The organism is Lichenicola cladoniae (assembly GCF_013201075.1).
Lineage (GTDB): Bacteria > Pseudomonadota > Alphaproteobacteria > Acetobacterales > Acetobacteraceae > Lichenicola > Lichenicola cladoniae.
The window spans coordinates 351699-378616 of the sequence record NZ_CP053708.1 but is presented as its reverse complement, the minus strand read 5'-3'; the positions used below and the strand labels follow the sequence as shown (position 1 = coordinate 378616).

Below are 26918 nucleotides of genomic sequence, written 5' to 3'. Positions count from 1 at the left end.
ATGATCGGTATCATCGCGCCGCGTTCGGGCAGGTCTCGCCCGGCTGGCGCGGTTCCTGTAAGTCTTTGTTACAGAACGGAGCCTCGACCGATCATCATGTCAGACACTCTTGCCTCCGCTATCGCACAGACCATGCCGAGCCTGGGTGGCGGTCCCACGACCCCCGAGCCGGTCCTGCCGCCGCTGGTACTTTCGACGCAGTATGTGCGCGACCTCAGCTTCCGCGTTCCGGGCGCGCCCGGGGTCTATGCGATGCAGCCGTTGCAGCCGCACGTGACGGTGCAGCTCGATGTGCAGGCGCGCCAGGCGCAGGAAAATCATCCGGTGTTCGAGGTCGCCCTGCTGATCAAGTGCAGTGCGACCACGCATCGGCCGGCCGAGGGCCAGGAACCACCGCAGACCGCGTTCCTGCTGGAACTGGCCTATTGCGGCATCTTCACCCTGCAGAACGTGATGCAGGCGGCGGTCGAGCCGCTGCTGCTGGCGGAATGCCCGAGGCTGCTGTTCCCATTCGCCCGAAGCGTGCTCGCCGACATCACCCGCGAGGCTGGGTTTCCGCCGGTCATGCTCCAGCCGATCGACTTCGTCGCCATGCTGCAGACGCGCAAGCTGGCCCAGGGCACCACCGCTCCCGCACCGGACAGCCAGCCGGAGCAGGATACAGGAGCCGCGGCACCCTCCTGAGACGCTGTTTCGCGCAAACCTGATCCAGGCGCCCGGCTGACAACCGGCGGCGGCGGGTGCAAGCTGGCCCGATGAACGCACCCTTCCCCCGCACCGCCGGCTCCAACCCGGGCCCGGCGCTCGATCACGTCGATCGCCAGCTCGATGCCAGCCTCGAGCGGCTGTTTGCCCTCCTGCGCATTCCGAGCATATCCACCCAGCCGGACCATGCGCCGGATTGTCGCCGCGCCGCCGAATGGCTGCGCGACGACCTGGCCTCGCTCGGGTTCCAGGCGAGCGTGCGGGATACGCCGGGCCTGCCGATCGTGGTGGCACACGACCGTTCGCCGGGGGCTGCCGCACTGAATGCGCCGCATGTCCTGTTCTATGGGCATTACGACGTGCAGCCGGTGGACCCGATCGAGCTCTGGACGCGCGACCCGTTCGACCCGATCCTGGTGGATGCGCCGGCACGCGACGGTCAAGCGGCCGATCGCTGGATCACCGCGCGCGGCGCGTCAGACGACAAGGGCCAGGTCATGACGTTCCTGGAGGCGTTGCGGGCGATCCGGGCAGCGGACGGCAGCTACCCGTTGCGGATTTCAGTATTGCTGGAAGGCGAGGAGGAAAGCGGCGGCGCGAACCTGCGGCCTTTCCTGGACGCGCATGCGGACGAGCTGAAGGCCGACTTCGCGCTGATCTGCGACACCGACATGCTGGGCGACGACGTTCCCGCGATCACCACGATGCTGCGCGGGATGGTCGGCGAGGAGATCACCATCACCTGCGCCGATCGCGACCTGCACTCCGGCCTCTACGGCAATGCGGCGCGCAACCCGCTGCACCTGCTGGTCGAGATCCTGTCCTCGCTGCGCGATGCCGAGGGGCGCGTCACCCTGCCCGGCTTCTATGACGGGGTCTCGCCGTTGCCGGCAACGGTGAAGGAAAGCTGGGACCGGATCGGCTTTTCCGATGCCGAACTGCTCGGCCCGGTCGGCCTGTCGATCCCGGCCGGCGAGCCCGGTTTCTCGGCGCTGGAACAGACCTGGGCGCGGCCGACCTACGAGATCAACGGCATCACCGGCGGCTACGGCGGCGAAGGCTTCAAGACGGTCCTGCCGGGCAAGGCCTCGGCCAAGGTCTCGTTCCGGATGGTATCGGGCCAGGACCCCGAAACGATCCGGGCCGCCTTCCGGGCGCATGTCCAGGCTCATATCCCCCCCGACTGCAGCGTCGCCTTCCGGTCGCATGGCGGATCGACCGCAAGCAGCCTGCCGATCGAGGGCCCATCCCTGCGGGCAGCGCTGGCGGCGCTGACCGAGGAGTGGGGCACCGAGGCGGCCGTGGTCGGCAGCGGCGGCTCGATCCCGGTGGTGCGCGACCTGCAGGAGTCGCTCGGCATGGACAGCCTGCTGATCGGCTTCGCCCGCGCCGATAACCGCATCCACTCGCCGAACGAGAAATACGACCTGTCGAGCTTCCATCGCGGCACCCGCTCCTGGGTGCGCGTGCTCTACGCTCTCGCCTCCATCTGACGTGGGCCCGGGGCTGTGATCAGCCCCTTGCCTCCACCAGTAGCGCGTCGACATCGGCTGCCTCGGTATCAAGACCGGTCACCAGGCGAACCGGCGCGGTGCCGGGAACCGGGGTGTCCCCGGCCGGCAGATACCAGCGATAGAAGGTGAAGCCGGCCGCCTCCAGCCGGCCGATCACCGGCTCGGGCAGCACCGCGAACACTTCGTTCGACTGCACCTCGTGCAGCAGGCCGACCCCATCGAGCTCGAGCAGTCCCCGGGCGAGGCGTGTTGCCATAGCGTTAGCCTGGCGCGCGTTCCGGAGCCAGAGATCGTCGGTCAGGTAGGCGACGAGCTGGGCGCTCAGGTATCGCGACTTCGACCAGAGATGACCCGCCCGCTTGCGACGGCGCGAGAATTCCTCTGCCAGGTCGCGCCTGAAGAAGACCACCGCTTCGGCCGCCATGGCACCGTTCTTGGTAGCGCCGAGCGACAGGACGTCGATGCCGGCCTTCCAGGTGATATCGGCAGGCGAACAACCGAGCGTCGCCAATGCATTGGCGAAGCGGGCGCCGTCCATGTGCAGCGAAAGTCCGAGCCCGCGTGCGGTCTCGCCGATCGCCTGCACGTCCTTGACACCGTAGATGGTTCCCCACTCGGTCGCCTGGGTGATGCTGAGCGCGGTGGGACGGCTTTTATGCACGCCGATGCCGCGCCCGGCCTCGAGATGCGCGGTGAGCGCTGCGGGCGAGAGACGGCCATCGCGGCTCGGCAGGCCGAGCAGCTTGGCGCCGCCGGTAAAGAATTCCGGCGCACCGCACTCGTCGGTATCGATATGCGCTGAGGCGTCGCAATAGACTGCGCCATAGGTCGGCACCATCGCCGACAAGGCGAGGGCGTTCGCTGCGGTGCCGGTGGCGACCGCGAACACATCGACCTCGGTTTCAAAGACATCGCGCACGACCGTTTGCAGCCGTGCAGTCCAGGCGTCGGCGCCGTAGGATGGCACCGCCCCCTCGTTCGCCTCGATCATGGCATTCAGGATGGCTGGACTGACAGGACCGACATTGTCGCTGCCGAAGTTCTTTCGTATGGGCTTCATCGGCCGCATCCTGCCTGCATCGACATCGGGTTTCCAGTCGCTGTCCTGGCCGGCACTGCATCGACTGCACCGAGAGAGGCGCCCATGACACGCTCCAACATCATCCCGGTGCCGGCAATACCGATGCAGGCGGGGCAGATCCAGACGCGTCTCATCGACGGGAAGGCGCATGCCGCCCGCCTGACCGCGGAAATCGAGCTCGAGGTGGCCCAGCTCGCCGAGAAACACGGCATCGTGCCCGGACTGGCGGTGGTGCTTGTCGGCAACAACCCGGCCAGCGAGGTCTATGTCCGCTCCAAGATCGCGCATACCGAACAGGTCGGCATGCGCTCGATCGCGCACATACTGCCCGGTTCGACCACGCAGCAGGAGCTGCTGTCGCTGGTCGCAGATCTCAATGCGGACCCGACCATCCACGGCGTCCTCGTACAGTTGCCGCTTCCTCGCGGGATCGATGCCGCCCTGATCACCAGCGCCATCGACCCGGCCAAGGATGTCGATGGGCTGGGCCCGATGAATGTCGGCCTGACCACGCTCGGCCTGCCCGGGCTGGTCCCCTGCACCCCGCTCGGCTGCCTGCTGCTGCTGCGGGGCGAACTCGGCAGCCTCAAGGGCCTGCATGCGGTGGTGGTCGGCAAGTCCAACCTGGTCGGGCGGCCGATGGCGCAACTCCTGCTGCAGGAGGAATGCACGGTCACCGTCTGCCATGTCGCGACCGCGGACGTGGGCGCGCTGGCATGCCTGGCGGATATCCTGGTGGTGGCGACCGGGCACAAGGGACTGGTCCGGCGGGAGTGGATCAAGCCGGGTGCGACGGTCATCGATGTCGGGATCAATCGCGTGACGACGCCGGAAGGCCGTACCCGGCTGGTCGGCGACGTGGTGTTCGATGAAGCGATGGGTCGCGCGGGCCGGCTTACCCCCGTGCCGGGCGGCGTCGGGCCGATGACGATCGCCTGCCTGCTGCGCAACACCCTGACAGCGGCGCAGCGGTCGCTTCGCTAGAGTTTGTTGTCGCGTCGGCAGAGCATCCCGATCCGGCCGGCCGGCATGTCGGCGGAATGATGCTCCGTACGCCCTGAATCAGGCGCGTAAGCGTGCCTTGAAACCGCCTTGAAACGATCCGCACGCACCGTCGTTGTCACGCGTACTGCACCCTGCAGCAAGACAATGAGGAACGTCACATGAAGTCCGCGACCTTCTTCGCCGCCATCGCCTTCACGGCACTGGTCGGCGGAACGTATGCACAGACCGCCAATGCACAGACCGCGGGTGCCGGGACCAACACGACCGGAACCACCGCGACCGGCGCGACGACGAACGGCGCTGCCGGAACAGATGCGACCACCGGCACCGCGGCGACCGACGCCCCGGCATCCGGCATGAGCAACAATATGACCGACCACAACCAGGCGGTCGCGACCACCGGCGCCAGCACCGCGATGCCGGCGAAGGGCGCCAACAGCTTCACCAAGAAGCAGGCTGGCCACCGCATCATGAAGCACGGCTTCACCCAGGTGAAGGACCTGACCAAGGACGATAACGGGGTCTGGCACGGCACCGCCATGCATGACGGCGCGGCCGTCAAGGTCTGGGAAGACTACAAGGGCAGCGTCGGCACCGAGTAATCGGACGCGCGTTCGAATAAACGAAACTTGGTTATAATCACAGGAGTCTTTCCATGGCACAGCGCACCATCACGCGCGCCTACGACAGCTATGCCGATGCGCGCAGCGTTGTCACCGCGCTCGAAGATGCCGGCATTCCGCACAGCGACATCAGCCTGATCGGCAACGAAGGCAAGACGGGCGGCACCACCGACCACACCCTTGCGCATGAGGAAAAGGCCGAAGATGCCGAGCAGGGCGCCGGAACCGGCGCCTCGATCGGCACCATTCTCGGCGGTGGCGTCGGGCTCCTGGCCGGCATCGGCTCGCTGGCGATCCCGGGCGTCGGCCCGGTCATCGCCGCCGGCTGGCTGGTCGCGACACTGACCGGCGCCGGCGTCGGCGCAGCGGTCGGCGGCGGTGCCGGAGGACTGGTCGGCATGCTGACCGGCGCAGGCGTCCCGCACGAGGACGCGCACGTTTATGCCGAGACAGTGCGTCGCGGCGGCAACCTGGTCACGGTTCGTGCCGACGACTCGCAGGCGGCACTGGTCGAGAGCGTGCTCGATCGTCACACGGCGATCGACACCACGACCCGTCGCGGCGAGTACCAGGCCGGCGGCTGGACCAAGCATGACGAGGCTGCCGAGCCGTGGACGCCGTCCACGACGACCTCGACCACAGGCGTGTCGGGCACGACCCTGCCGCCGCGCGCCGACGTTCCCTGAGCCTGAATCGGTCCGGAAGGCTCAGGCCTTCCGGACCGGTTTTTCGCTCAGGAAACCGCGAAAGCGCCGCGCCACATCGTGCGGCGCGATCGTCGGTCGTCCAAGCACCTTCATAGACCCCGGCATCATTCGGGCATGGATGAGAACCGGACCTGGGCTCGCCAATGCCGCTGTGACGGCTTGGGCAAATCCAGCTTCGTCGTCTGTCGAAATGGCCAGGCGATAGCCGCACGCCAGCGCGATCGCAGCAAAATCGACCGACGCCGAGACGGTACTTTGTCCGCCGGTCGAGTCGTGAACGCCATTATCCAGCAGCACATGGATCAGGTTTTTCGGCTGCCTTGCACCGATGGTCGCCAGCGAACCAAGCTTCATCAGCGCGGCCCCGTCCCCGTCCAGCACGACGATTGGCCGGTCCGGCACCGTGAGGGCCACGCCCAGCGCCATGCCCGAGGCGCCGCCCATCGAGCCGACCTGGTAGAGGTGCTGCTCCCGGTCCGACAGGGTGAACAACTCGCGCCCGCTCTTGCCCGTGGTGGCGATGACCGCCGCCTCGTCGGGCGACAACGCTAGCAGCCGTTCCAGCAACGCGACCCGGCTCGGTCGGCCAGCGTGGCGACGCAGGTCGGACCATGTACCGGGAGCCGGCAGCCTCGAAGCGGTTTCGGGCAGGGATTCCTCGGCGACGCTGCCCTGCTCCATCACCAGTCCGAACGGCAGGTTGTCGTTCTCGAAGCGGGAAAAGGCTGCGTCCAGGGCAGGACCGATCTCATGATCCTGCTTCGGGAATGCCTGGTTCGGCACGGCGCAGAGATCGAGCATCGCCTGGGTGATCTGCCCCATCAGCACATGCTGCGGCTCGTCGGCGAGGCCCGGCTGGCCACGCCACGTGGTGATCAGCAGCAGCGGAATCCGGAACGGCACGTTCAGCGAGGTGAGCGGATTGACGCAGTTGCCGAGCCCGGAGTTCTGGCAGATGACCACGCCACCGCGACCGCCGAGCCAGGCGCCGGAGGCAATTGCCACGGCCTCGCCCTCGCTGGCGGCACCGACATAGTCCAGCCGGCCGCCTTCGCCACCGGCACCGATCACCCGGTTGATCATCGGCGTGAGGAACGAGCACGGCACGCCGCTGTAGAAGTCGAGGCCTCGCGCGGCGGCGGCATCGATGAAGGTCTGGGCCTGGATCATGTCGCCGGCTTAGACCGATCGGATGCCGGGGAAAACCCTTCTCAGTCTCCCTCTCAGCGCAGGGACACCTGCGGCGGTGGGGGCTGGTCGGTCGGTTGGGCGACCCTGCTGCCGGTCAGCACGATGCTGCTGTCATGCTTCGGGTTGCGGTCGATGAACGGGACATTGAGGCTGCTGGCGAGCACCTGGAAATACGGGTCGCCGGTCAGGTCGACCGTCCGGTTCACGGCGCACTGGCTGGCGGCGGTCGGGAACGGGCTGGAACGGTTCGGGAAATCGTAGAGCCGATGGATGCAGTGGACGTCGCTCTCGTGCGCTTCCCGGACGGGTGAGGCCGCGCATGCGGTGACGATCGGCAGGACCAGCAGGATCAGACGGCGCATGACGACCTCGGTTCGGTGTCGGGCCCTGTAGATGGGCTCGACACCAACCCGCTGCCAGGATCAGGAGAAGTTTCGCGCGTCCGCCAGGTCGGTCATGGTGTCCACATCGAGCCAATGCCCGGTGATGTAGTGCACCGCCACCGGATGCCTTGCGGCGACCCGTGCGAGCAGAGCCGGGATATCGGCGTGGTCGGCCGAGCCGTCGGCCTGCATCGATTCGAGCTCGGCCCGCACCAGGCCGGCGCCACGCGCGCTCAGCCGCATCAGGCCGATCCACTCGCCCATGCTGTCACCAACGGCCACGCTGCCGATCGCCGAGAGGATCGCGGGTTCGTCGTCGAGGTAGCTGGTCGAGAACGGCTTGTCGGCCAGCACCAAGTCGCGCGGGTGCGGGTTATGGGCGCCGCGCTGGCCCTCGGCCCGCTGGCGCAGCGCATCCACGGCTATGACGATGTCCGCCTCCACGCCCATCAGCGCGTCCAGGATGTAGCGGCGGAACAACACGTCGCCATAGACCAGCACGGTCTCGCCGGTCAGCCGATCGGCGGCACGCAGCAGCGACGCCACTTCGCCGGTGGTCGCGAACCGGTCGTTGTCGAGCAGGGTCAGGCCGGCCGAGGGCACCGTTTCGGCGCTGATCGCATCCTTCGCGAAGCCGCGGACTACGGCAATGTCGCGCACGCCGCTCTGGCGCAGCGTGTCCAGCAGCTGGCTCAGCAGCGGACGACCGCGCACGTCGACCATGCATTTCGGCCGGTCGGCGGTGAGTGGGCCGAGCGCCTCGCCCTGGGACGCGGCCAGCACGATGCCGCGCACCGGCGCATCGCTTGCCGCGAGATCGCCGGCGGCACCGGTGGCTTCGGCGATCGCGGGATCGGTCATGCCCGGGCCACCGGTCACCGGCAGATAGCGGTCGCCGGCGGTCTCCAGTTCGTCGTTGTCCATCAGCGCGAAGATGTCCTTCACGCTGGCGACGCGGCCCTCGACCTGGGTCAGGCTCTGGTCGGCATGGATATGGGCGGCCGTGGTGCGCATCGCGGTGATCGAGGCACGGACCAGGTGGTTGGCCCAGATGATGGTCGACACGCCGGCCTTGCGGAACGCGTCGGTGGGCGTGCCGTAGTACATGGTGGGCACGATCACCACCGGGCAGCGATTGCCCCAGCGCTCCATGAAACCGATGATCTCGTTCGCGGTGCGCTTCTTGGAATGGATCAGGATCGCATCGGCACCAGCCTGGTGATAGGCCTCGGCACGGCGCAACGCCTCGTCCATCGAATGGCCGGAGATCAGCGCCTCGATCCGGGCCACGATCGAGAAATCATCGTCGGTCTGGCTGTCCTTGCCGGCCCGGATGCGGCCGCAGAACTCCTCCATGTCGGCAAGCGGCTGGGCCTCGCCGATGAAGCTGTTGGTCTTGGGGAACAGCTTGTCCTCGATGCAGACGCCGGCAACGCCGCGCTCGCACAGCTTGCGCACGAAGCGGCGGACATTGTTGAAGTTGCCGTGCCCGGTATCGCCGTCCAGCAGGATCGGCAGCGAGGTCGCATCGGCCATGTATTCGACCTGCTCGAGCACCTGCGACCAGGACGCCTCGTTGTTGTCGCGCAGCCCGAGTGCCGCGGACATCGAGAGGCCGGAGCCCCAGATGCCCTGGAAGCCCGCTTCCTCGACGATCTTGGCGGAGAGGCCACTATGCGCCTCCATCAGGAAGGAGAGATCCGGGCCGGCGAGCATCGCGCGAAGCCGCGAGAAGCGCGAAACGGGGGCTTGGGACTGTTGAGGGCTTGATGCGCCGGAACGTGTACCATCGAGATCGCGCAACTTCATGTTGCGGGTCGGCTCAGTCCCGGTCGTCAATTTGCGCGATCCTCATCGGAGTGTCATGTAATTGTCCTAAACTCTTCTATCATTCCGTATGGATTGGCCACAATAAGCGATGAGCCTACGTCCCCATGCCTGGGCTCCTCCCCCGGTCCTGATCCTCGCCGCAGGACGCGGACGCCGCCTTTCGGGAACCGACGGCCCCGCTTCCGGCATCCCGAAGATCCTGCTCCCCTTCGGTGGCCGGACCCTGCTGCAGCGTCATCTCGAAAGGCTGGCGCAAGCCGGCGCCGGACCCGTCCATCTGGTCGTGGGCTACCAGGCCCATTTGATCGAGGCGGAACTCGAGCGGCTGGGACGACGCGACAGCGTGACCCTGATCCACAATCCGGACTGGCATGAGGGCAGCATCGTGTCCCTCGATGCCGGGCGGGCGGTGGTGGAGAATGGCGGCCCGGTCGTGCTGATGGATGCCGACGTCCTCTACGGCCAGGCGATGATCGAGCGGCTGTTCGGCAGCACCCATCCGGCGGTGCTGCTGCTGGATCGCGAGATCGAGCCCGGCGACGAACCGGTCCGGATCTGCGTCGATGCGGACGGACGGATCGTCGATTTCGCCAAGCAGCCCGACGCACCCCATCTATGGTACGGCGAGTCGGTCGGTTTCTTCCGGTTCTCGGCAGATATCGCTGCCAGCCTGGCCTTGCGTGTGCATGCGACCGTCTCCGGCGGCGGTCGCATGATCGAATACGAGGAGCCTATTCGGGCCCTCATCCGCGACGACGCCTCCCGGGCCGGCGCATCGGCTTCGCCGATGTTCGGGTTCGAGGACGTCAGCGGGCTACCCTGGACGGAGATCGATTTCATGGAAGACGTGGTCAAAGCCGAAGCCCTGCTGCCCCTGCTCGACGGAGGCGCAGCATGAACGCCGCGTTCCAGCCCCGGCCGGCGATCGACTGCGCCGGCGCGCGGATGCCGACGGTCGCCGAGATCCAGGCGATGCGTCGTGACGGATACCTCGTCGTGCGCGGGTTCTTCTCGCCCGCCGAGACCAGGGCGCTGATCGATCGCACCGGCGAGATCGCGGCGGCCCCCGAAATCGTCGGCGGCCAGATGGTCTATCACGAGGACAGCCTCCTTCAGTCCGGCCAGCGCGTGGTTCAGCGGATCGAGGATTTCTGCAGCCACGATGCGGTCATGGACGAGGTCGCCCGGCATGGCGCACTGAGCCGCTGGCTGTCGGTGCTGATGGATGGCGAGACCGTGCTGTTCAAGGACAAGATCAACTTCAAGTACCCGGGCGGGGACGGCTTCAAGGCGCACCAGGACCAGCAGGCTGGCTGGACCGTGTATGCACCGATCTTCGTGACCGCCCTGGTCACCATCGACGCGGCCACGATCCAGAATGGCTGCCTCGAGATCGCCACCGCTCCGCGCGCGCATGCCCTGATCGGCGCGGAATGGACGCCGCTGTCCGAGGACGAGCTCGGGCTGGTCGCGGTTCCGACCGAGCCCGGCGACGTGATCTTCTTCGACAGCTTCGTGCCGCATGCCTCCAAGCCGAACCTGACCGACGGGTCGCGCCGGGTGCTGTACCTCACCTACAACCGGGCCGACGCGGGCGACCATCGCCGCCGCTACTTCGACGAGAAGCGTGCTGCCTTCCCACCCGATATCGAGCGCAAGCCGGGCGCGAACTACGTGTTCCGGGTCTAGCGATCCGGTCCGTTACCGGCGTCGTGTCGCTTCACGGGTTGCTGTGTCCCGGCTGCTCTTCCCGGCGGCGGCGGTAGCTTCTACTCATGCGGCAGACTCTGCGCATGCGCGGCGACGATGACGATGGCGAAGACGATGGCGAAGACTGGGGAGGCACGATGCGGCAGTTGATCCGGGCGGCACGGACAGGCTCGAAGCCTGGCCGACGTGGCATGGCTTCGGCTGCCCCGTTTTCCGCCTCGTTGGCAGCAGTGCTGATAACGTCGCTCTCGGTCGGCGGCTGTGCGACGCGTCCGCCGGCCAGCGACCCTGACGCGCTGGCAGACTACAAGGCGAACAACGACCCGCTCGAGCCGACCAACCGGGTGTTCTACGCCTTCAACGACGGGCTGCTGACCTACGTGCTGACCCCGGTGGCGCGTGGCTACAACTACATATTCCCGGCTCCGGTGCGGACCGGCATCCATAACGTGCTGAACAACCTGGCCTCGCCGGTGCAGCTCGCCAACGATGTGCTGGAAACCAAGCCGCGCCGCGCCGGCGATACGTTCGTGCGCTTCATCGTCAACTCGACTGCCGGCATCGGCGGCGTGTTCGATGTGGCCAAGCTGATCGGCTACCCGGACCATTCGGCCGAGGGCGCCACGACACTGGCCCTCTGGGGCATTCCCGCCGGCCCGTATCTCTATCTCCCGGTGTTCGGCCCCTCCGGCGTACGCGACGGCGTCGGCCGCGGCGTCGACACCATTGTCAGCCCCTACACCTGGGTCGCGTTCAACGGCATCAACCACCTGAACACGATCTCGACCGGGCTGGCCGCGGTCGACGGCATCGCGCCGCATATCGACGATCTCAAGAAGCTGAACGAGCAGGCGCTGGACCCCTATGCCACCCAGCGCTCGCTCTATCGCCAGATCCGGCAGACCGATGTCGACGCGGTCCGGAACGACCGGCGCGCGACGGTGCCGGACTGGTATCCGAACGCCAACAACACGGTCGGACAGGCTCCGCCGGCGGATAGCGGCAATACCGGGCATGGCAGCCTTCCGGCGCCGTCGATCAGTCCGGCCGTCGGCGCGATCGGGCGATCCCAGACGCAGCCCTGACGGCTGGCGGCCGGGTCATGCCCGGCCTGCCGACCCTGATGGTCTAGAGACCTAGGCCAGTACCGGCCCGGGGCGGACCAGGGCGGCCAGCTGACCGGCCAGGAACTCGGCCTGCTGGCGGATGTCGGGAACCGCGGTCATTTCCCAGAACGTGCCCTTGGTGACCGGGCCCACGGCAAATAGCCGGCGGGAGATCGATCCGTCCGCCCCGAGCAGCGCGCAATTGGTGGTCACGTCCAGGCCGAGGCAGAGCGCATCCGGGCGTGCCAGCCCCTTGCCCAGCAGCCTGCGCACCAGCGGATCACGGATCCTGCTGTAATCCGCATCCGGCCCGGCGCAGTTGATGACACGGCCGACCGTCACGCTGTCCAGTTCGTCGGCGAATCGGGGCCGGAACACCACCTCGACCTCGGCATCGGGACCATCCTGGCGGTAGCTGCGGATCCGTCCGGCGCGGACCCGAAGCTGGCCGCTTGCACGCGCCGCCTCGATCCGGTCGGCGACCGGGCCCGACACCCGATGACGATGGGTGTCCCACCACGGACGCAGATGGCGCAGGAACCGCTGCCGGTCGGCGGTGCACATCGCCTGCCACAGCTCGGTGGTGATCGGGCGGAGTTCGTCGATCACCGCGTGCCAGCTGCCGCCGATCGTCGCCTGCCGCAGGCTGCTGCTGCGGAGCGCACGGGTCAGGACGTTCAGCCTGGTCGGAAAGGAGTCTGTCTCCGGCGCCGAACCGGCCCCGCCTGCGGCATGCCGATGCGGCATCAGGCCGCGCCGCGACAGGGCGGTGATCGGCCCGCGATGGCCCTGGTCGAGCAGCGAGACGATGGTGTCGATGGTGGTCAGGCCGGTGCCGATCAGCAGCACCGGCATGTCCGGATCGAGATCGGCCAGCGTGTCCGGCCCCCAGGGGTCGGGCTTGTAGGCGGGGCTGTCGTAGAAGGCCGGATCCTCGACCGGAGGGGCTGCCGGCGGGAAGTTTCCGGTCGCCAGCACGGCGCGGTCGGCGGTGATGGTCCGGTTGCGATCGAGCGTGAGTGTCAGGCCGCCGCCGTTCGGCTCGATGTCGGTGACGTCGCCGCGGACCAGCTCGAGCTGGTCGCCGTGCTCGGGCACCTTCATCTCGAGATTGACCAAATGGCGGATGTAGCGGCCGAACATCCGCCGCGGCACGAAGGTGCCGGGACCCGGCACGATGCCGCACAGGTCGGCCTCGGACAGCGACTGCAGCCAGTGCAGGAAGTCGAGCGGACGCGAATGGAAGGCGCTCATCTTGCCGGCGGGCACATTCAGCAGGTGGCTCGAGTTGCCGGTCGAGTAGGCGGCGCCGCGCCCGAACTGGGCATTGCGCTCGATCAGGATCACGCGGGTCTGCGGCGGGCTGCGCTGCAGCAGATGCAGCGCCAGCAAGGTGCCGCTGAAGCCCGCACCGACGATGGCGATACTCGCCGAGGCCGGATCGGGAAGCGTCGAACTGCTCATGGGCAGCAGGGCGATCGGCGTGGATGCAAATGATCCAAGGGCATCTCCTCTGTTTCCGGGAGCATCAATCTCCCGTGGCCGGTGAGGCAAGCAGCATAACTATCACGGGTAAAGTGAAATTCTCATTCTACGCTGCAGCGTCGAAGTCCGAAATGAACAAGGTCCGACGTCCGCCCACCGGTTCAGGACGCGTTGCCGGGATCGAACTCCGGGGCGGGATGCGACAGGTAGGCCAGCCGCTTGAACTCGAGGCGGCCGCGGGTGACGCTGTCGAGGATCAGGCCGCAGACGAAGCTGAGGCAGGCGATCAGCACGAAGCCGAGGGCGAGAACCGCGCTCGGCAGCTTCGGCACGGTACCGGTCGCCAGGAACTGCAGCACCACCGGTATGCCGAGCCCCAGGCCGGTCAGCAGCATGATCACGCTGATCGCCGAGAAGAACGCCAGCGGACGCTCCTGCTTCATCAGGATGACGATGGTCCGCAGGATGCGCACGCCGTCGCGATAGGTGTGCAGCTTGGAGACCGATCCCTCCTGGCGCTCGATATAGCGGGTCGGCAGTTCGGCGATCGGCATGCGCAGTTCGAGTGCGTGCACCGTGAGCTCGGTTTCCGTCTCGAAGCCGGACGACAGGGCCGGGAACGACTTCACGAAGCGGCGCGAGAACACCCGGTAGCCGGAGAGCATGTCCGACAGGCGCTTGCCGAAGATGGTGTTCACCAGCCCGGTCAGCACCTGGTTGCCGAGCACGTGGCCACGACGGTAGGCGGCAGTGCGGTCGGTCACCCGCGCCGCGTTCACCATGTCCAACCCATCCTTGCGCAGAAGCCGGATCAGGTCCGGGGCGGCATCGGCATCGTAGGTGCCGTCGCCGTCGACCAGCACGTAGAGGTCGGCTTCGATGTCGGCGAACATGCGGCGGACCACGTGGCCCTTGCCCTGCAGCGTCTCGAGCCGGACCACGGCACCGGCATCGCGGGCGACGTCGCGGGTGCGGTCGGTGGAGTTGTTGTCATAGACATGGACCGTCGCGCCGGGCAGCGAGGCCCGGAAGTCGCGGACCACCTGGCCGATCGCCACTTCCTCGTTGTAGCAGGGGATCAGGACGGCGACGCGCGGACGGGCGGACCCGGGCCCGGTTGCAACCGGACCGGGCGACCCGGTCACGAAAAGAATTGCTGCGTCGAGTGGGTAAGGATGGCCGTCTCGACGGCGATCAGCAGCGGCACCAGCAGGTACTGGGCGACCAGCAGGACCACCAGCGGGCTCAAATCGACATTGCCGAACTGCGGCAGGATACGGCGAACCGGTGCCAGCACGGGCTCGGTGGCGCGATACAGGAACTCGCCGACGGTGCGGACCAGGCGATTGCGGTTGTCCAGAACCCCGAATGCGAACAGCAGGCTGAACAGGCAGGAAATCAGCAGCACCGCCACGTAGATACGTATGACGAGGTAGAGCAGGGCAAAGATGGCCGTGATCACGGCATGGTCCTTAAACGTGTGTCGTAGCCCCGAAACTAACGGTCCCGGTTCGGCCATGCAACGGCACCCAAGGCGGCACCCGGCGTGCAGGGGGATGGGCCTTGACTTGCCCCCAGCCTCGGTTATTTATCCGCGGCCTGCACGGCGGGGCTGTAGCTCAGTTGGGAGAGCGCCTCGTTCGCAATGAGGAGGTCAGCGGTTCGATCCCGCTCAGCTCCACCACCCCCCTGCATGGCCACCCCGAGCCGACGTCGAATAAGCATTTCGCGCTGCTCCTGCTTCCCGCGGTTGCTCCCCGTGTCCAGGCTTGATCCTCCTTTACATGGCGGAGGCTAGCATTCGAGGTGGCACGGCCATTGCGATTATCCTGGCGTCCTGATGCTTCGCGACGTGATCCGGACGCGGTTCAGGCAGCGTGACATCCACCAGAGGCTATCAATCACCGCCGGAAGCTCGTCTCGCAACAGCCTTCCAGCAGGCAGTCCCCCTCGCGCATGACCGCAGGCGCAGATTTCGCCCCCCGCCCTTGCGACAGGCCTGCCGGGCTTGCCGAGCCGTTAGACCACGCGGTTTGGCCGCTCGATATCCCTACCTCGACACTTGATCCTCATCTATGCCTTCCCGAATAGGAACAAGTTGCACTTCATCGAGCGAGTTCGGGTTGATACTGTTATGAAGCTGATTGTCGATCCGATATCGGATCGACCTCGGAATAACTATGAATGATCCTTGGACATGTGACGCTCAGTGGTCTGGATGACGGTGCGTTGATTATCCTGATCGAGGGGAAGAAAAGTTATTCCGGCTTCACATTTGATCCAGCCACAATGGAGATGCAGGCCTCCAGTACGTACATCGAGAACAGGTCCGTTCCATTAGCACTTTATAAAAACGTGACCCTGGCATGGCGCGATGACAAAGGCCTCAAGGCGGTTGAGACTCTTCTGGGTAAGCTCCGTCTCCACGAACAGGCTAATAGTGGCGCTGCGCGGATCAGCCTTTGATGTGGAGAGATGAAGTGTTACCGGCCTGACCCGCTTACATATGTAGAGGGCGGATGTGCCTGCGCTCGTTGTAGCGCAGGCAACCAGGTCAAGTTCGACCGGCGCGGACGAACTTCGCCGAACGGTCGAAACGATTGCCTGCACCGGGCTACGGGCAACTCATGGCCGGCGCGATCTGTAACGGGATCGTAACGTTTGATGAGCGACTGCAGAAGAAGCTTGGGGTAGAACTAAACCTCGCATAATCCTCTCAGGTTCGCGAACTGACGAATCTTAGCCTAGACAAAGACCTGTATTACACCTGAAAAAGACTTATTCGGAGTTACGCTAATCTAGCCCTAAGCAGATCATGAACGTGCACCAGCCCAGCCGGCCGGCCATCCTCAACCACAAAGATACTGGTGATCCGAGACTCGTTCATCCGCGCCAGGACTGTCACCGCCAGTGTATCCCCGCCCACCGTCTGCGGCGTGGCGCCCATCACCTCGACGATCGGGCGATCGGTGAAGCTGTCGCTGAAGGCGCGGCGGACGTCGCCGTCGGTCAGCACGCCGACCAGATAGCCTTCCAGATCCACCACGCCGACGATGCCGAAGCGCTTCGAGCTCATTTCGACGATTCCGTCGGACAGGCGGGCGGAGATCGTCACCAGCGGCATGTCGGCACCCTCGTGCATGAGACGCCGCACCTGCATCAGGCGCTGGCCGAGCTTGCCGCCCGGGTGGTAGCGGTTGAAGTCGGTCGCGGTGAAGCCGCGCCGTTCCAGCAGCAGGATCGCCAGCGCATCGCCGGCGGCGAGCTGCATCGTGGTCGAGGTGGTCGGCGCCAGGCCGTTCGGGCAGGCCTCCTCGGACGCCGGCAGGAACAGCCCGATATCGGCGGCACGCCCCAGCGCGCTGTCGGGCCGGGAGGTGAGTGCCACCAGCGGCACCCCGAAGCGGCGGGTGTATTCCACGATATCGGCAAGCTCGGCGGTTTCGCCGGACCAGGAGATCGCCAGCACCACGTCGGTGTCGCGCAAAACGCCGAGATCGCCGTGGCTGGCCTCGACCGGATGCACGTAGTGGCTGGGTGTGCCGGTCGAGGACAGCGTCGCGGCAATCTTGCGGCCCACGTGGCCGGACTTGCCCATTCCGGTGACGATCACGTTGCCGGTCGCGCGCTCGATGATCTCGGCCGCGCCGGCAAATGCTTCCGCGAGGCCGTCGGCGAGTGCCCGATGCACGGATGCCAATCCGCGCTGCTCGATCTCGAGAGTGCGGCCGACACTGGCAGACGCGGCGGCGATCGCGGCAGTGGCCGGCGGCGCAGCAACAGCGGAGTTGGCGGGCCGGTCGGCCTTGGGAATGCTGGACACGACCGACATCATGCAACCGCCGTCGCGTGCAGGTCCGGCGGCGCTGCGGACCGGTCGAGGATGGAACGCGCGCGCGCCAGATCGGCCGGCGTGTCCACGCCCAGCGGCACGTCGTCCACCAGCACGGCGTCGATCCGCATGCCGGCTTCCAGGGCGCGCAACTGCTCGAGTTTTTCCCGCAGTTCGAGCACCGACGGAGGAAGCGAGACGAACCGCTCGAACGCGCTTCTGCGCCAGGCATAGAGGCCGATATGATGATAGAGCGGGCCGTCGCCCCAGGGGGCCTGGGCGCGGGTGAAATAGAGGGCGCGGAACCGGTCCGGGCCGATCGGCGTGCCAACCATCTTCACGACGCTCGGCGCGGCCAATTCATGCGGATCGGTGATCAGCGCGACCGGGGTCGCCAGCATCACCTCCGGATGGTCCAGCAGGGCGGCGGTCAGGCGGGTGACATGCGGCGCCACCGTGGGCAGGTCGCCCTGGATGTTGATCACCACGTCATGCAGGCGGTCCGGGTCGGCCAGGGAAAGAGCCTCGGCGATGCGGTCGGTGCCGGACGGGTGGTCGGTCCGGGTCAGGATGGCGCGGCCGCCGGCGTTGCCGATCGCCTCCGCGATGTCGGGATGATCGACCGCGACAATGACCGGGCCGAGTTCGGTTTCCATCGCGCGGCGCCAGACATGGACGATCATCGCCTCCCCGCCGATGAGGGCCAGTGGCTTCAGCGGCAGCCGGGTCGAGCCCAGCCGCGCCGGGATGACGATGACCGGATTCATGCGAGGCTCGGGGCCGACTTGGTGACCTGGTCGTAGCGCATGAGGTTGCGGATCAGGGCCTCGAAATCGCGCAGCGCGATCATGTTGGGGCCGTCGGACGGAGCGTTGTCGGGATCGGGATGGGTCTCGATGAACAGGCCGGCCACGCCGACCGCGACGGCGGCGCGCGCCAGCACGGACACGAACTCACGCTGGCCGCCGGAACTGGTGCCCTGGCCGCCGGGCTGCTGCACGGAATGGGTGGCGTCGAAAATCACCGGCGCGCCGAAGCCGGCCATGATCGGCAGGGACCGGAAGTCGGAGACCAGGGTGTTGTAGCCGAACGAGGCGCCGCGCTCGGTCGCCATGACGTTGGGATTGCCGGCGCCGGTGACCTTGGCGATCACGTTGCGCATGTCCCACGGGGCGAGGAACTGGCCCTTCTTGACGTTGACCACCCTCCCCGTCTCGGCGGCGGCGATCAGCAGGTCGGTCTGCCGGCACAGGAAGGCCGGGATCTGCAGGATGTCGACCACTTCGCCGACGATGGCGCAGTGCTGGCACTCGTGCACGTCGGTCAGGAGCGGGACCTGCAACTCGGCGCCGATATCGGCAAAGATCTGCACGGCCGCCGCCAGCCCAACACCGCGGGTGCCGGACCCGCTGGTGCGATTCGCCTTGTCGTACGAGCTCTTGAACACGAAGCCGATGCCGAGCCGGCTGGTGATCTCCTTGAGGGCGTGGGCGCACTCGAAGGCGTGGTCCCTGCTCTCGATCTGGCAGGGACCGGCGATGAGCGACAACGGCAGTGCGTTGCCGAACACCACCTTGCCGACGGTGACGGTTTGGTTCGGGGCGCTGATGGACATGGTCTGGCCTCCTCGTTGCCGGTTACGACAACCGCAGGCTAGGGACTATATCCGGATACGGGCGCCGGAGACATGCCCGGATTCCACCCAGTTGCCCTCGCCGCTCAGGAAGCGCTGCGGGGTCACGCGGCGGGGGGCGACGACCGCGCGCAGGGCCGGTGCATCGCGGCCGGCGACCACGCGATGGATGAGGCCCGGGCCGACGATGGCCATGTCCTGCGCGTCGAGCTTGATGCTCTCGACCGACAGGCCAGCCTCGGCGGCGAAGTGGCCGAGCTCGTCGGCACCGCCGACGGTCCAGCGCGAGCGTCCGCTCGGGCCGAACTCGGGTAGTTCGTGGCTGTCGCGAAGCATGTCGATCCGGATCGGCGCGGCCGGATGGCCGACATAGATTCCTACGCACTCGCCCGGCGACGGCAGGTCACCGAGCGCCGACATCTGCGCGAACCGGTCGTCGCCGCTCAGGCTGTCCAGGCGGTAGGCCACCGGATGGTCGTCGAACACCGCACGCAGCAGGCGCACGACCGGCTCGCGGAACAGCAACCCGGCCAGGCCGGTGAGCGCGGTCTTGAGGCGGCCGTCGCCCTCGCCGTCCCGGGAGCGCGGGGCGGTGGCCACCTTGATGTTGGCGAGGTCCTTGCTGCCGACGCCGGCGGGCGACAGGGCGTTGTGCAGCACCACGTAGCCGTTGAGGATCAGCTCCTGCATGACGGATTGCAGCTCGGCCGCGCAAGCGCCGACGGCAATGCGGCCGGCCAGCAGTTGCGGCGCATCGGTGCGGTCGGTCCAGAGGCCGCCGAGAACGGAACGGGTGCGGCCGGTGCTGGGAAAACCGACCAGGACAGCGTTCACCAGGTCCAGGTAGGCAGCACTACCAACCGGTGCCGACAATAGCAGATCGACGTTCTGCGGCTTGACGGTGATGAAGGAGAGATAGCTGGGGTCGATCGGGCGGTCGAAGCGGATGTCGAAGCCGCAGCGGCCGTCACCGAAACCGACATTCTCGAGATCGGGCCTGTGCACATCTGCAAAGCCCTCGCCGATCAGATCATGATGCAAAAACGCCCTGATCAGGGGAGGTGACGTGTAGTCCGCCCCGTAAAGCCAGCCGATAGCGCCTTCGCTATCGAGCCGGTCGATTGCGCCTCTCATCGTCACGGCGGTCATCGGTGCTCCTATAAACGGGGAAATCTGCATCATGCTTGCTGCCGGGCCACTAACGATTGTTTCGAAAGGGATAAATCAAAACTCAAATCTGTTTCATGGAACAAAGACCTGGGCGAGATTATCGCCGCCGTAAGGGACAAGCCCTAAAGCACCAACACAATGCCGGCTGTCTTGATCCGCTATCGTCCGGAAGCCCACCGTTTAGAGTTTCGGGGCAGTTCAAACTTCGCTTTAAGCCGCCCATCGGGCGAATGAAGGTTGTTACCTCACGCCCGTTCTTCACACCTGTCAGACTATCACCGAAGGATGACATGGCCACAAGGCGTAACGCATGCAGCCCGCCTCAATCCGTGTGCCGACACGTGCATCCAATCCTTACTCCGTTTCTACCTTTGATATAGCAATGAAGCACAACGTCTAAGTGATGCAGATATTTAGACGTTTTAATGTTTTATATATAGCTTACGGATGGCTGGCTTCAGTATCAGCGAGGGTATATGTACGATCGTGATACATTTTTCAAAAAGGTAATCGGCTGTTACCGCCTATCGTGACTTAGAGCAAAGGCGGCCAGAGCGGGTTACGCTTGAAATAAATTAATGATTTTCGACCGCGGAAAGTCATATAAAACGAACTGTTTTGGGACGGATACTTCATGCGCAGCAAGAGTTTGCTCGGACTTATTGTTAAAAACGAGCAACAGGACATCGCCGAGTGGCTTGTTCACCACGCTGGCCTAGGGTTTGATCGCATTGTCGTATTCGATAACCAGTCAACAGATGAGACTGCGGTGGTCGTTACCGAGTTGGCGCGTCATCTACCAATCGACCACATCAGGTGGGGCGACCACGAGCGTTCGGTTGAGGGATTGACAAAGCAAGGAGCAGCCTATGCAGCCTGTATCTCGGATTTCAGATCAGAGTTCGACTGGATGTGCTTTCTCGACGCCGATGAGTTTCTAATCCCGCCACCGGGCGATACAATTCTAAATCTGCTGCAGCGATTTGAAGAAGCTTCGGCCTTTGCGCTCAACTGGCAGGTCTTCGGATCCTCCGGATTAAAATCAAGCGCCTCGAGACTGGTGATGGAGGCCTTTACCCACCGTGCGCCCAATGACTTCGATATCAACCGGCACGTTAAAATGTTCTTCCGAACAACCGACGCAAAAGCGGTCGTCAACCCACATTTCGTTGAAACCACACGCCCTGCTCTCGATATTTGGGGAAAGGTCATTGATTGGTCATTACCGGGGGTAACCCGCCCGGACCAAGTTATTCAGGGTGATTGGCGCCTGCACCACTACATAATTCGAAGCCAGACTCACTGGGAACAACGTGTTCGACGCCGGCAGCCGGGTGGAGAGGCTCGAGAGTGGAACAAGTTCAAGGACTACGACAGAAATGACATCGTCGACTTGAGCGCCCTCTCCTCCGCGAGACTGGCGCATGGGCGATTAGCTGCTCTCGGAAAAGTCTATCTTTCGGTCCCGTCAAGCGAACAGCTAACAGAACCCGACCAGACAACCTCAATAGAACGCACTTCATTAACATCACCCGTCCTATGCGTCATCAATACTTTCAGTATCAATGAGCTACGGGGATGGGCAATGGTTCCGAATCAGGTTGCCCCTACAGTGTTAGACATGTTCGTGGACAATCAGCACTGCCGTTTTGTTACATGCAATACTCCGCGACCAGACATTCAGAACGCTTCTGTCAAAAGTCTGGAGGTTGGATTTTCAATAACGATACCGAACGAATACATAGACGATGATGATCATGTGCTGTCGTTCCGGGATGCCAACGGGCTTCCAGTGACCATCTTGGCCAACGACACGCGCCACACCCACCTAGATTTTAAGTTCAGATTCACAACCGAAGTCCATAGCTGTGTAGATGCTCCGCAGCAAAGCATGCTACGGGGATGGGTGACGTGTCGTCGATCCCTAGATGGCGATCTTATCACAAGCTGCGACGTAATGGTCGTCGCTGATAACCAGGAAATCGCCGTGGTCCGAGCCGACCGCCCACGACCGGACGTAGCGGCGAGCCTGATGTGCAACAGCCGATGTGGCTTCAACCTGCCACTTCCGTTGGATTACTGTAGTACAGCTCCGAAAGAATTCCGATTTTTCCTGATGCCCGAGCGCATCGAGTTAATTGGAAGTCCACTCATCGCAACCATAGAGCATCGAGATGACAAAGCTGGTCAAGTCATCTCCCTGATCGAACGGGTAGAGAGATTGGCCGACACGATCCAGAACATGGACTACGAGATCGTAAAAAGCGAACTACGCATCGTTCGAAGCATTCTTGAAAAGCTAATGCCGAGAGAAGGATTCACCACTGACCGATACGATCCATGGTTTAGACAGCACCTTCGGCATCTCAGGCAAACGGCTTCGAAAGGAAAACACAAGACCGGACCTCTTGTATCTGTAATTTGCCCGGTTTTCCAACCTACCATCGAGGACTTTCGGATCGCGGTCGACTCCGTGCTAACACAGACTCACGAGAATCTCGAACTTATCCTCATTGATGACGGCAGCAATCAGCTCGCCCTAACTGAAGTCATCAACGGTTATCTCCAATCAGACCGACGAGTTAGGGTGATTAAAAATGGCACTAACTTAGGTATATCCGAAGCAACCAACGCTGGTCTTAGGAAGGCAAAGGGCGTCTGGATCGCATTCTTCGACCATGACGACATCCTAGTCGACATCGCACTAGAAAGAATGTTAGCGCATGAAACTACGCGCCGCGTAAGCATTATATACTCCGACGAAGATAAGGTGGACCAGTATGGATTCTTCTCTGAACCCATGTTCAAGCCGCAATGGAACTACCGTTATCTGCTTTCGGTAAATTACATTAACCATCTAACCATGGTCAAGAGATCCGCTCTTTCCAGAATTGGATTACTGTCAACTCACTACAACGGAGCGCAAGACCACGATTTTCTGCTACGTGCTGCGGAAGTCTTTACAGCAGATCAAATTGTTCATGTCCCTGAAGTGCTTTACCACTGGCGTAAAGCTGAAAATTCGACGGCTCTGCTCGGTTCAACAAAATCCTATGCAGCAGAAGCTGGCGTTGCAGCCATCGCCGCACATCTAAGACGGACCCAACGAGACGGGAGAGTCACCGCGATCGACGGGACAACACGATACAGGGTGCAGTGGGACGTGATACCAAAGTATCGGACTTCCATTATCATTCCGTTTAAAGACCAAGCCGATCTAACCAAGCTTTGCGTTGAACGCATTCTTCAGCATACGAAGTTGTCCGGCTTGGAGATCGTTCTGGTCGACAACCGTTCCGTCACGTGTGATACACAACAATACCTTTCGATAGTGTCTAAAAACCCACACGTTCGAGTAATGTCGGTCGATGAGGAGTTTAACTACTCACGTCTCAACAATCTTGCAGCGAAAACCTGTTGTAGCGATTTTTTTGTCTTCATGAACAACGACCTGTTTATTGAACAAGATGACTGGCTCGATATTTTGATTGGGGAAGCCGATGCCGATGACACAGTTGCTATCGTTGGTGGGAAGTTTGTCTATCCAGACCGGACGATCCAGCATGGGGGCATCATACTAGGCGTCGGGGGCGTCGCCGGTCACGCCTTCAGCCACACCCTTTCAACATCATCAGGTTACGGAGCCCGAGGTATCGTCACCCATGAGGTCTCGGCAGTAACAGCCGCATGCATGCTGGTTCGATCCAAAGTCTTCCACGAAATAGGGGGCTTCGACGAGAAGCACCTTGCTGTCGCTTTCAATGATGTCGATCTCTGTATGCGCGCATCGGCCGTCGGCTATCGTATCCTGATGAGCCCAGACTTTGTGGCTGAGCACCGTGAGTCCATAAGCCGGGGCTTCGAGGACACCCCCGAAAAGGTCGAACGATTCAGGACGGAAGGTAACGTCATGATCAACCGGTGGGGGGGCAAGATCACGACAGATCCTTTCTACAACCCGAATTTCGCACTCAATGGAGTTCCATTTTTCGATCTGAAGCCGTTCGTCCATTCCTCCAGCAGACATATCTGATTTCTCCTCTAATCAACGGGGAAACATTGACATCTGATCAAAAGTTCCATGGGTTTATGGCCAGTGATATACCTCCTGTGCTAAAGACCACATCTTGCCGACGGAAATGAAATCATGACCCTATCAAAAGTTCTACTTCGTGAAAGCTCGATCCAGCGTTGCGAATTTTTAAACGGGAATGCCGAGTATTTTCTCGATGATCCCGTCATCCAAAAGTGTACAGCGCTTTTCTATCCAAAGATTTGGGCCGTCTACGATAAAAGTAGGAAGATGATTGTCAATTCCGGCTACTTCCGAGGACCCGCGCCTGCTGTCATCAATGCGCAACTGTCACTCGGTGAAGACTGGCCTGAGAAAGCGGATGTCGCCCCGGAAGGGGACTATTACTATATCGGCCCGGTCCATGCCCACTACGGCCATTTCCTCCTCGCGACCTTCTCGCGACTGTGGGCATTACGACACTTCAAATCAAAGAAGTTTCGCCTTGTCACTTACGCTCTGCCCGACCTCGACAAACACCCGTACATCAATACACTTCTCGAGGCAGCCGGGTATTCGACTGCTGACTGCATTACTTTCCCTAGACCCACATGGATAAAGGATTTGATCATTCCTGGCCCAAGCTTCGAGGAGACAAATTTTGTTCATGCAGCCTATTCAAAGCTTTGTGTTGAAACAGGAATCAATCTCACCGCGTCGATACTTCCTACTGGTCGCAGCACGCCCGCATATATTGCAAAGTTCGCCTTGAATGGCGGCGTCGCCTTGTTGGAGAACGAGGAGGTGATCGCTAACATCATGACCCACCACGGCGTAGACGTGGTGTTCCCAGAGCAGATGACACTCGGACAGCAGATCCGGTTGTTTTCAGAACGGGATTGCATAGCCGGACTGACAGGTTCCGCATTTCATACTGCGAGTTTCACTCGAAAACGTAGGATGCTCATCCTGGCCTATCGCAGTCAGGTCTTAAGCAACCAACTCCTAGTAGACAAGGCTGGCGACCACCAAACAGACTATCTTTACCCACGTTTTGGCGTTACCGAGCATAAGACTAACGAGTTCGCGACTGTCTACCATATGGAGCGCCCAGAACAGGTCGCCGAAGATCTCCTCCGCGCCATGGATGTAGCAGCCTCCAGATCGTCCAGCACTCCACTGAAGCTGGGATATGACGAAGCATTGACGCCAAGCTTGCCGGATACGGTTAACGTGGCCCTCGGCAAGCCTGCCTCGGCCAGTTCCACCAGCCCGCACTCATTCAGGATGACCAATGCCGAAACAGCAGGCAAAGCCGTCAGCGGACTTTGCACAGGAGGCTTTGCATTCCACACTTCCTTTGACGCCGACCCATGGTGGAAGGTGGATCTGGAGAAGGTAACCGATATCCAGGAGATCAGGATCTTCAATCGCTCCGATCGCCTCCAGGAGCGTGCGTCACACCTGATTGTAAGTGCATCCAACGATGACGTCCTCTATCACGAAATTTACCGACGCGAGGACGACGAGCCGTTCGGTGGCTTGGAAGGCGGTCCTTTGCAGATTCTACCCGAGATTCCAATTGCGGCTCGTTTTGTGAAGATCTCGCTGCTGAAGCGGAACCACATGCATTTCGATCAGGTGGCAATTTATGCAGCATCAACACCTGTAAAACGCCCGGTAGCGCTGGTTCCAAGCTTCGAGCCCGTCAAGCCGGCCATTGGCCGAGACGCGCCTCTTCACAAAAAGTTGCAAGTCTGGTTCCGGGGGGGAACAGTCTAATCAACAATCCATCATCAGGTCGCTCCGCAAGACAGCGCAGCGGCTGGCTGCATTTTAGCGGAGTTTGATCCGTTTACGCGAATAGTTGCCGAAAGGTCCCGTGATCCAAATTTTGCCCATTTCTCTCGAGTGGTTGGGCAATTCGTTATAGCGCAACGCCGGCTTAGTAAGGAAGCCTGCCGGGTAACGGCAGGAGTTCCGTCACGAGTGAGCCATAAGCCACGTGGCTGCTTCGTTAAGGGAGCCCTGTAAATGACCGGTTTGCACAAGAACGGCCTCGTACACCGTAGGATGTAAGTTGTAATTCTCTATAATGTACTCATGCGGGTGCGTTCCTCTGAATCTCAGGTCTTCCATTTGAAGCTTTAGCTTTTCAAGAAAAAGGGCATCTGAGTGGCCAGGTGAAACGATGAAGGCGGTCCAGAGACCTTGGTCACGAGCCCAATGCAATTCGTCGGCGAGAAACTGTCTATAGGCTTCGGGTTGTGAAAGGTAGAAATCGACGGGGCTGTCAGTTGTGATTCCACCACCGGCCGCTGCGGCCGTCCTAACTAGGTCCCAGTTCGACGTCCTGAATTCCCCCAATTCGTATTGACCATGATTAGGCGAGAATATCGGTGATACGGATTCGAAGCCCACTGACCTCGCGGCCTTAGCAAAAGCAGCCCATTCTGGCCAAGATCTCACGTTGATGTGCGCTCGGCCTGGCCTGATGCCATATAGTCCGTAAAGTTTTGACCAACCATCACGGAACCACCCATCCGGGTGTGGCCACTGGCCAAGCTCGACATCAACGCGGCCGTTGTTGGCAAACGTGCGGAGAACGCGAACGCGTATCCTTGGATCAAGGCCCTCCCAGGCGCTATTATGAATGTAGAGCTTGGCTCTTGCATCCGAGCGAAAGTTTTCCGTGCTCGCGGGGTAGGCAAAGGCGGCGAAGCCCGGAACGCCCCCCAAAGCGATGAGGGGGCTGTTACTGGCGACGGCTGCAGAAATAGGCACCGTTACGTGCGCCGCCGCCACAAACCCGAGTTGGATCATTCGTCGGCGGCTGAGCAATGGGGACGCTGAGAGCTTGTGCACCATCCGGCAGTATCACCCCTGTTGTCGTTGTTTCTAATGCAGCCAACAGCGACGGCACCTATCCCT

Annotated in this window: 23 protein-coding genes and 1 tRNA gene; 12 read left to right on the top strand and 12 right to left on the bottom strand. The window is 62.9% G+C overall.

Annotation, left to right across the window (positions count from 1 at the left end; all coding sequences use genetic code 11):
- Window positions 1-96 precede the first annotated feature (96 nt).
- Both secB and HN018_RS01575 read left to right on the top strand, forming a co-directional pair.
- The gene (gene secB, locus HN018_RS01580) at window positions 97-684 is read left to right on the top strand and encodes a protein-export chaperone SecB (protein ID WP_239478932.1); all 588 of its coding nucleotides are present in this window, start codon (window positions 97-99) and stop codon (window positions 682-684) included.
- Window positions 685-755: 71 nt separating this feature from the next.
- Entirely contained in the window at window positions 756-2198 is a 1443-nt protein-coding gene (locus HN018_RS01575) for a M20/M25/M40 family metallo-hydrolase (RefSeq protein WP_171836157.1), read from the top strand.
- 19 nt (window positions 2199-2217) lie between these two features.
- Here the strand turns inward: HN018_RS01575 and HN018_RS01570 are convergent, their stop codons facing one another.
- Entirely contained in the window at window positions 2218-3279 is a 1062-nt protein-coding gene (locus HN018_RS01570; RefSeq protein ID WP_171836158.1) for a threonine aldolase family protein, read from the bottom strand.
- A gap of 84 nt (window positions 3280-3363) precedes the next feature.
- Here HN018_RS01570 and HN018_RS01565 point away from each other — a divergent pair, with 84 nt between their 5' ends.
- The 3 genes from HN018_RS01565 to HN018_RS01555 all read left to right on the top strand — a co-directional run bounded on the left by HN018_RS01565 (window position 3364) and on the right by HN018_RS01555 (window position 5614).
- On the top strand, window positions 3364-4284 hold the full coding sequence (locus tag HN018_RS01565) for a bifunctional 5,10-methylenetetrahydrofolate dehydrogenase/5,10-methenyltetrahydrofolate cyclohydrolase (protein ID WP_171836159.1): 921 nt from the start codon (window positions 3364-3366) through the stop codon (window positions 4282-4284).
- Between the two features lie 179 nt (window positions 4285-4463).
- Window positions 4464-4907 (top strand): hypothetical protein, encoded by a 444-nt coding sequence (locus HN018_RS01560; RefSeq protein ID WP_171836160.1) that lies wholly within the window; start codon window positions 4464-4466, stop codon window positions 4905-4907.
- Window positions 4908-4960: 53 nt separating this feature from the next.
- Window positions 4961-5614, top strand: coding sequence for a hypothetical protein (locus HN018_RS01555; RefSeq protein WP_204259634.1), 654 nt, complete (start codon window positions 4961-4963; stop codon window positions 5612-5614).
- Window positions 5615-5635: 21 nt separating this feature from the next.
- Here the strand turns inward: HN018_RS01555 and aepY are convergent, their stop codons facing one another.
- From aepY to aepX, 3 genes are read right to left on the bottom strand one after another with little or no spacing between them, the layout of a single operon-like run.
- Entirely contained in the window at window positions 5636-6805 is a 1170-nt protein-coding gene (gene aepY / locus HN018_RS01550; protein ID WP_171836161.1) for a phosphonopyruvate decarboxylase, read from the bottom strand.
- A 53-nt stretch (window positions 6806-6858) separates the two neighbouring features.
- Window positions 6859-7188: a hypothetical protein gene (locus HN018_RS01545; protein ID WP_171836162.1), complete on the bottom strand. Its 330-nt coding sequence runs from the start codon at window positions 7186-7188 to the stop codon at window positions 6859-6861.
- 60 nt (window positions 7189-7248) lie between these two features.
- Window positions 7249-8925: a phosphoenolpyruvate mutase gene (gene aepX, locus HN018_RS01540; protein ID WP_239478930.1), complete on the bottom strand. Its 1677-nt coding sequence runs from the start codon at window positions 8923-8925 to the stop codon at window positions 7249-7251.
- A gap of 202 nt (window positions 8926-9127) precedes the next feature.
- Here aepX and HN018_RS01535 point away from each other — a divergent pair, with 202 nt between their 5' ends.
- The 3 genes from HN018_RS01535 to HN018_RS01525 all read left to right on the top strand — a co-directional run bounded on the left by HN018_RS01535 (window position 9128) and on the right by HN018_RS01525 (window position 11834).
- Window positions 9128-9937: a phosphocholine cytidylyltransferase family protein gene (locus tag HN018_RS01535; protein WP_171836163.1), complete on the top strand. Its 810-nt coding sequence runs from the start codon at window positions 9128-9130 to the stop codon at window positions 9935-9937.
- Entirely contained in the window at window positions 9934-10728 is a 795-nt protein-coding gene (locus tag HN018_RS01530; RefSeq protein ID WP_239478926.1) for a phytanoyl-CoA dioxygenase family protein, read from the top strand. The genes HN018_RS01535 and HN018_RS01530 overlap by 4 nt, the downstream gene beginning before the upstream one ends.
- A gap of 86 nt (window positions 10729-10814) precedes the next feature.
- Window positions 10815-11834 (top strand): MlaA family lipoprotein, encoded by a 1020-nt coding sequence (locus HN018_RS01525; protein WP_171836164.1) that lies wholly within the window; start codon window positions 10815-10817, stop codon window positions 11832-11834.
- A 51-nt stretch (window positions 11835-11885) separates the two neighbouring features.
- Here HN018_RS01525 and HN018_RS01520 read toward each other — a convergent pair whose 3' ends face one another.
- The 3 genes from HN018_RS01520 to HN018_RS01510 all read right to left on the bottom strand — a co-directional run bounded on the left by HN018_RS01520 (window position 11886) and on the right by HN018_RS01510 (window position 14802).
- Window positions 11886-13319 carry an FAD/NAD(P)-binding protein gene (locus HN018_RS01520; protein WP_171836165.1) on the bottom strand — a complete coding sequence of 478 codons (1434 nt, stop codon included), beginning with the start codon at window positions 13317-13319 and terminating at the stop codon, window positions 11886-11888.
- Between the two features lie 182 nt (window positions 13320-13501).
- Complete coding sequence (locus HN018_RS01515; protein WP_171836166.1) at window positions 13502-14485, bottom strand: glycosyltransferase; 984 nt, start codon at window positions 14483-14485, stop codon at window positions 13502-13504.
- The gene (locus HN018_RS01510) at window positions 14482-14802 is read right to left on the bottom strand and encodes a YggT family protein (protein ID WP_239478925.1); all 321 of its coding nucleotides are present in this window, start codon (window positions 14800-14802) and stop codon (window positions 14482-14484) included. Before HN018_RS01510 ends, HN018_RS01515 begins: the two co-directional genes overlap by 4 nt.
- 146 nt (window positions 14803-14948) lie before the next feature.
- Between HN018_RS01510 and HN018_RS01505 the strand changes: the two genes are divergently transcribed.
- Window positions 14949-15024, top strand: a tRNA-Ala gene (locus HN018_RS01505).
- 500 nt (window positions 15025-15524) lie between these two features.
- A complete protein-coding gene (locus HN018_RS01500; protein ID WP_171836168.1) occupies window positions 15525-15806 on the top strand; it encodes a hypothetical protein in 282 nt (93 codons plus the stop codon).
- A gap of 322 nt (window positions 15807-16128) precedes the next feature.
- Here the strand turns inward: HN018_RS01500 and HN018_RS01495 are convergent, their stop codons facing one another.
- Genes HN018_RS01495 through HN018_RS01480 form a run of 4 tightly spaced genes read right to left on the bottom strand, consistent with a single transcriptional unit; the run spans window position 16129 to window position 19954 of the window.
- On the bottom strand, window positions 16129-17163 hold the full coding sequence (locus tag HN018_RS01495; protein ID WP_239478923.1) for a KpsF/GutQ family sugar-phosphate isomerase: 1035 nt from the start codon (window positions 17161-17163) through the stop codon (window positions 16129-16131).
- An 8-nt stretch (window positions 17164-17171) separates the two neighbouring features.
- The gene (locus HN018_RS01490; protein ID WP_171836169.1) at window positions 17172-17939 is read right to left on the bottom strand and encodes a 3-deoxy-manno-octulosonate cytidylyltransferase; all 768 of its coding nucleotides are present in this window, start codon (window positions 17937-17939) and stop codon (window positions 17172-17174) included.
- On the bottom strand, window positions 17936-18787 hold the full coding sequence (kdsA, locus tag HN018_RS01485; RefSeq protein WP_171836170.1) for a 3-deoxy-8-phosphooctulonate synthase: 852 nt from the start codon (window positions 18785-18787) through the stop codon (window positions 17936-17938). Before kdsA ends, HN018_RS01490 begins: the two co-directional genes overlap by 4 nt.
- A 45-nt stretch (window positions 18788-18832) precedes the next feature.
- Window positions 18833-19954: a hypothetical protein gene (locus HN018_RS01480; protein ID WP_171836171.1), complete on the bottom strand. Its 1122-nt coding sequence runs from the start codon at window positions 19952-19954 to the stop codon at window positions 18833-18835.
- Window positions 19955-20609: 655 nt separating this feature from the next.
- Between HN018_RS01480 and HN018_RS01475 the strand changes: the two genes are divergently transcribed.
- Both HN018_RS01475 and HN018_RS01470 read left to right on the top strand, forming a co-directional pair.
- A complete protein-coding gene (locus HN018_RS01475) occupies window positions 20610-24008 on the top strand; it encodes a glycosyltransferase family 2 protein (RefSeq protein ID WP_171836172.1) in 3399 nt (1132 codons plus the stop codon).
- A gap of 114 nt (window positions 24009-24122) precedes the next feature.
- Window positions 24123-25769 carry a glycosyltransferase 61 family protein gene (locus HN018_RS01470; protein ID WP_171836173.1) on the top strand — a complete coding sequence of 549 codons (1647 nt, stop codon included), beginning with the start codon at window positions 24123-24125 and terminating at the stop codon, window positions 25767-25769.
- 201 nt (window positions 25770-25970) lie between these two features.
- Here HN018_RS01470 and HN018_RS01465 read toward each other — a convergent pair whose 3' ends face one another.
- Complete coding sequence (locus HN018_RS01465; RefSeq protein WP_171836174.1) at window positions 25971-26855, bottom strand: hypothetical protein; 885 nt, start codon at window positions 26853-26855, stop codon at window positions 25971-25973.
- Window positions 26856-26918: the final 63 nt, after the last annotated feature.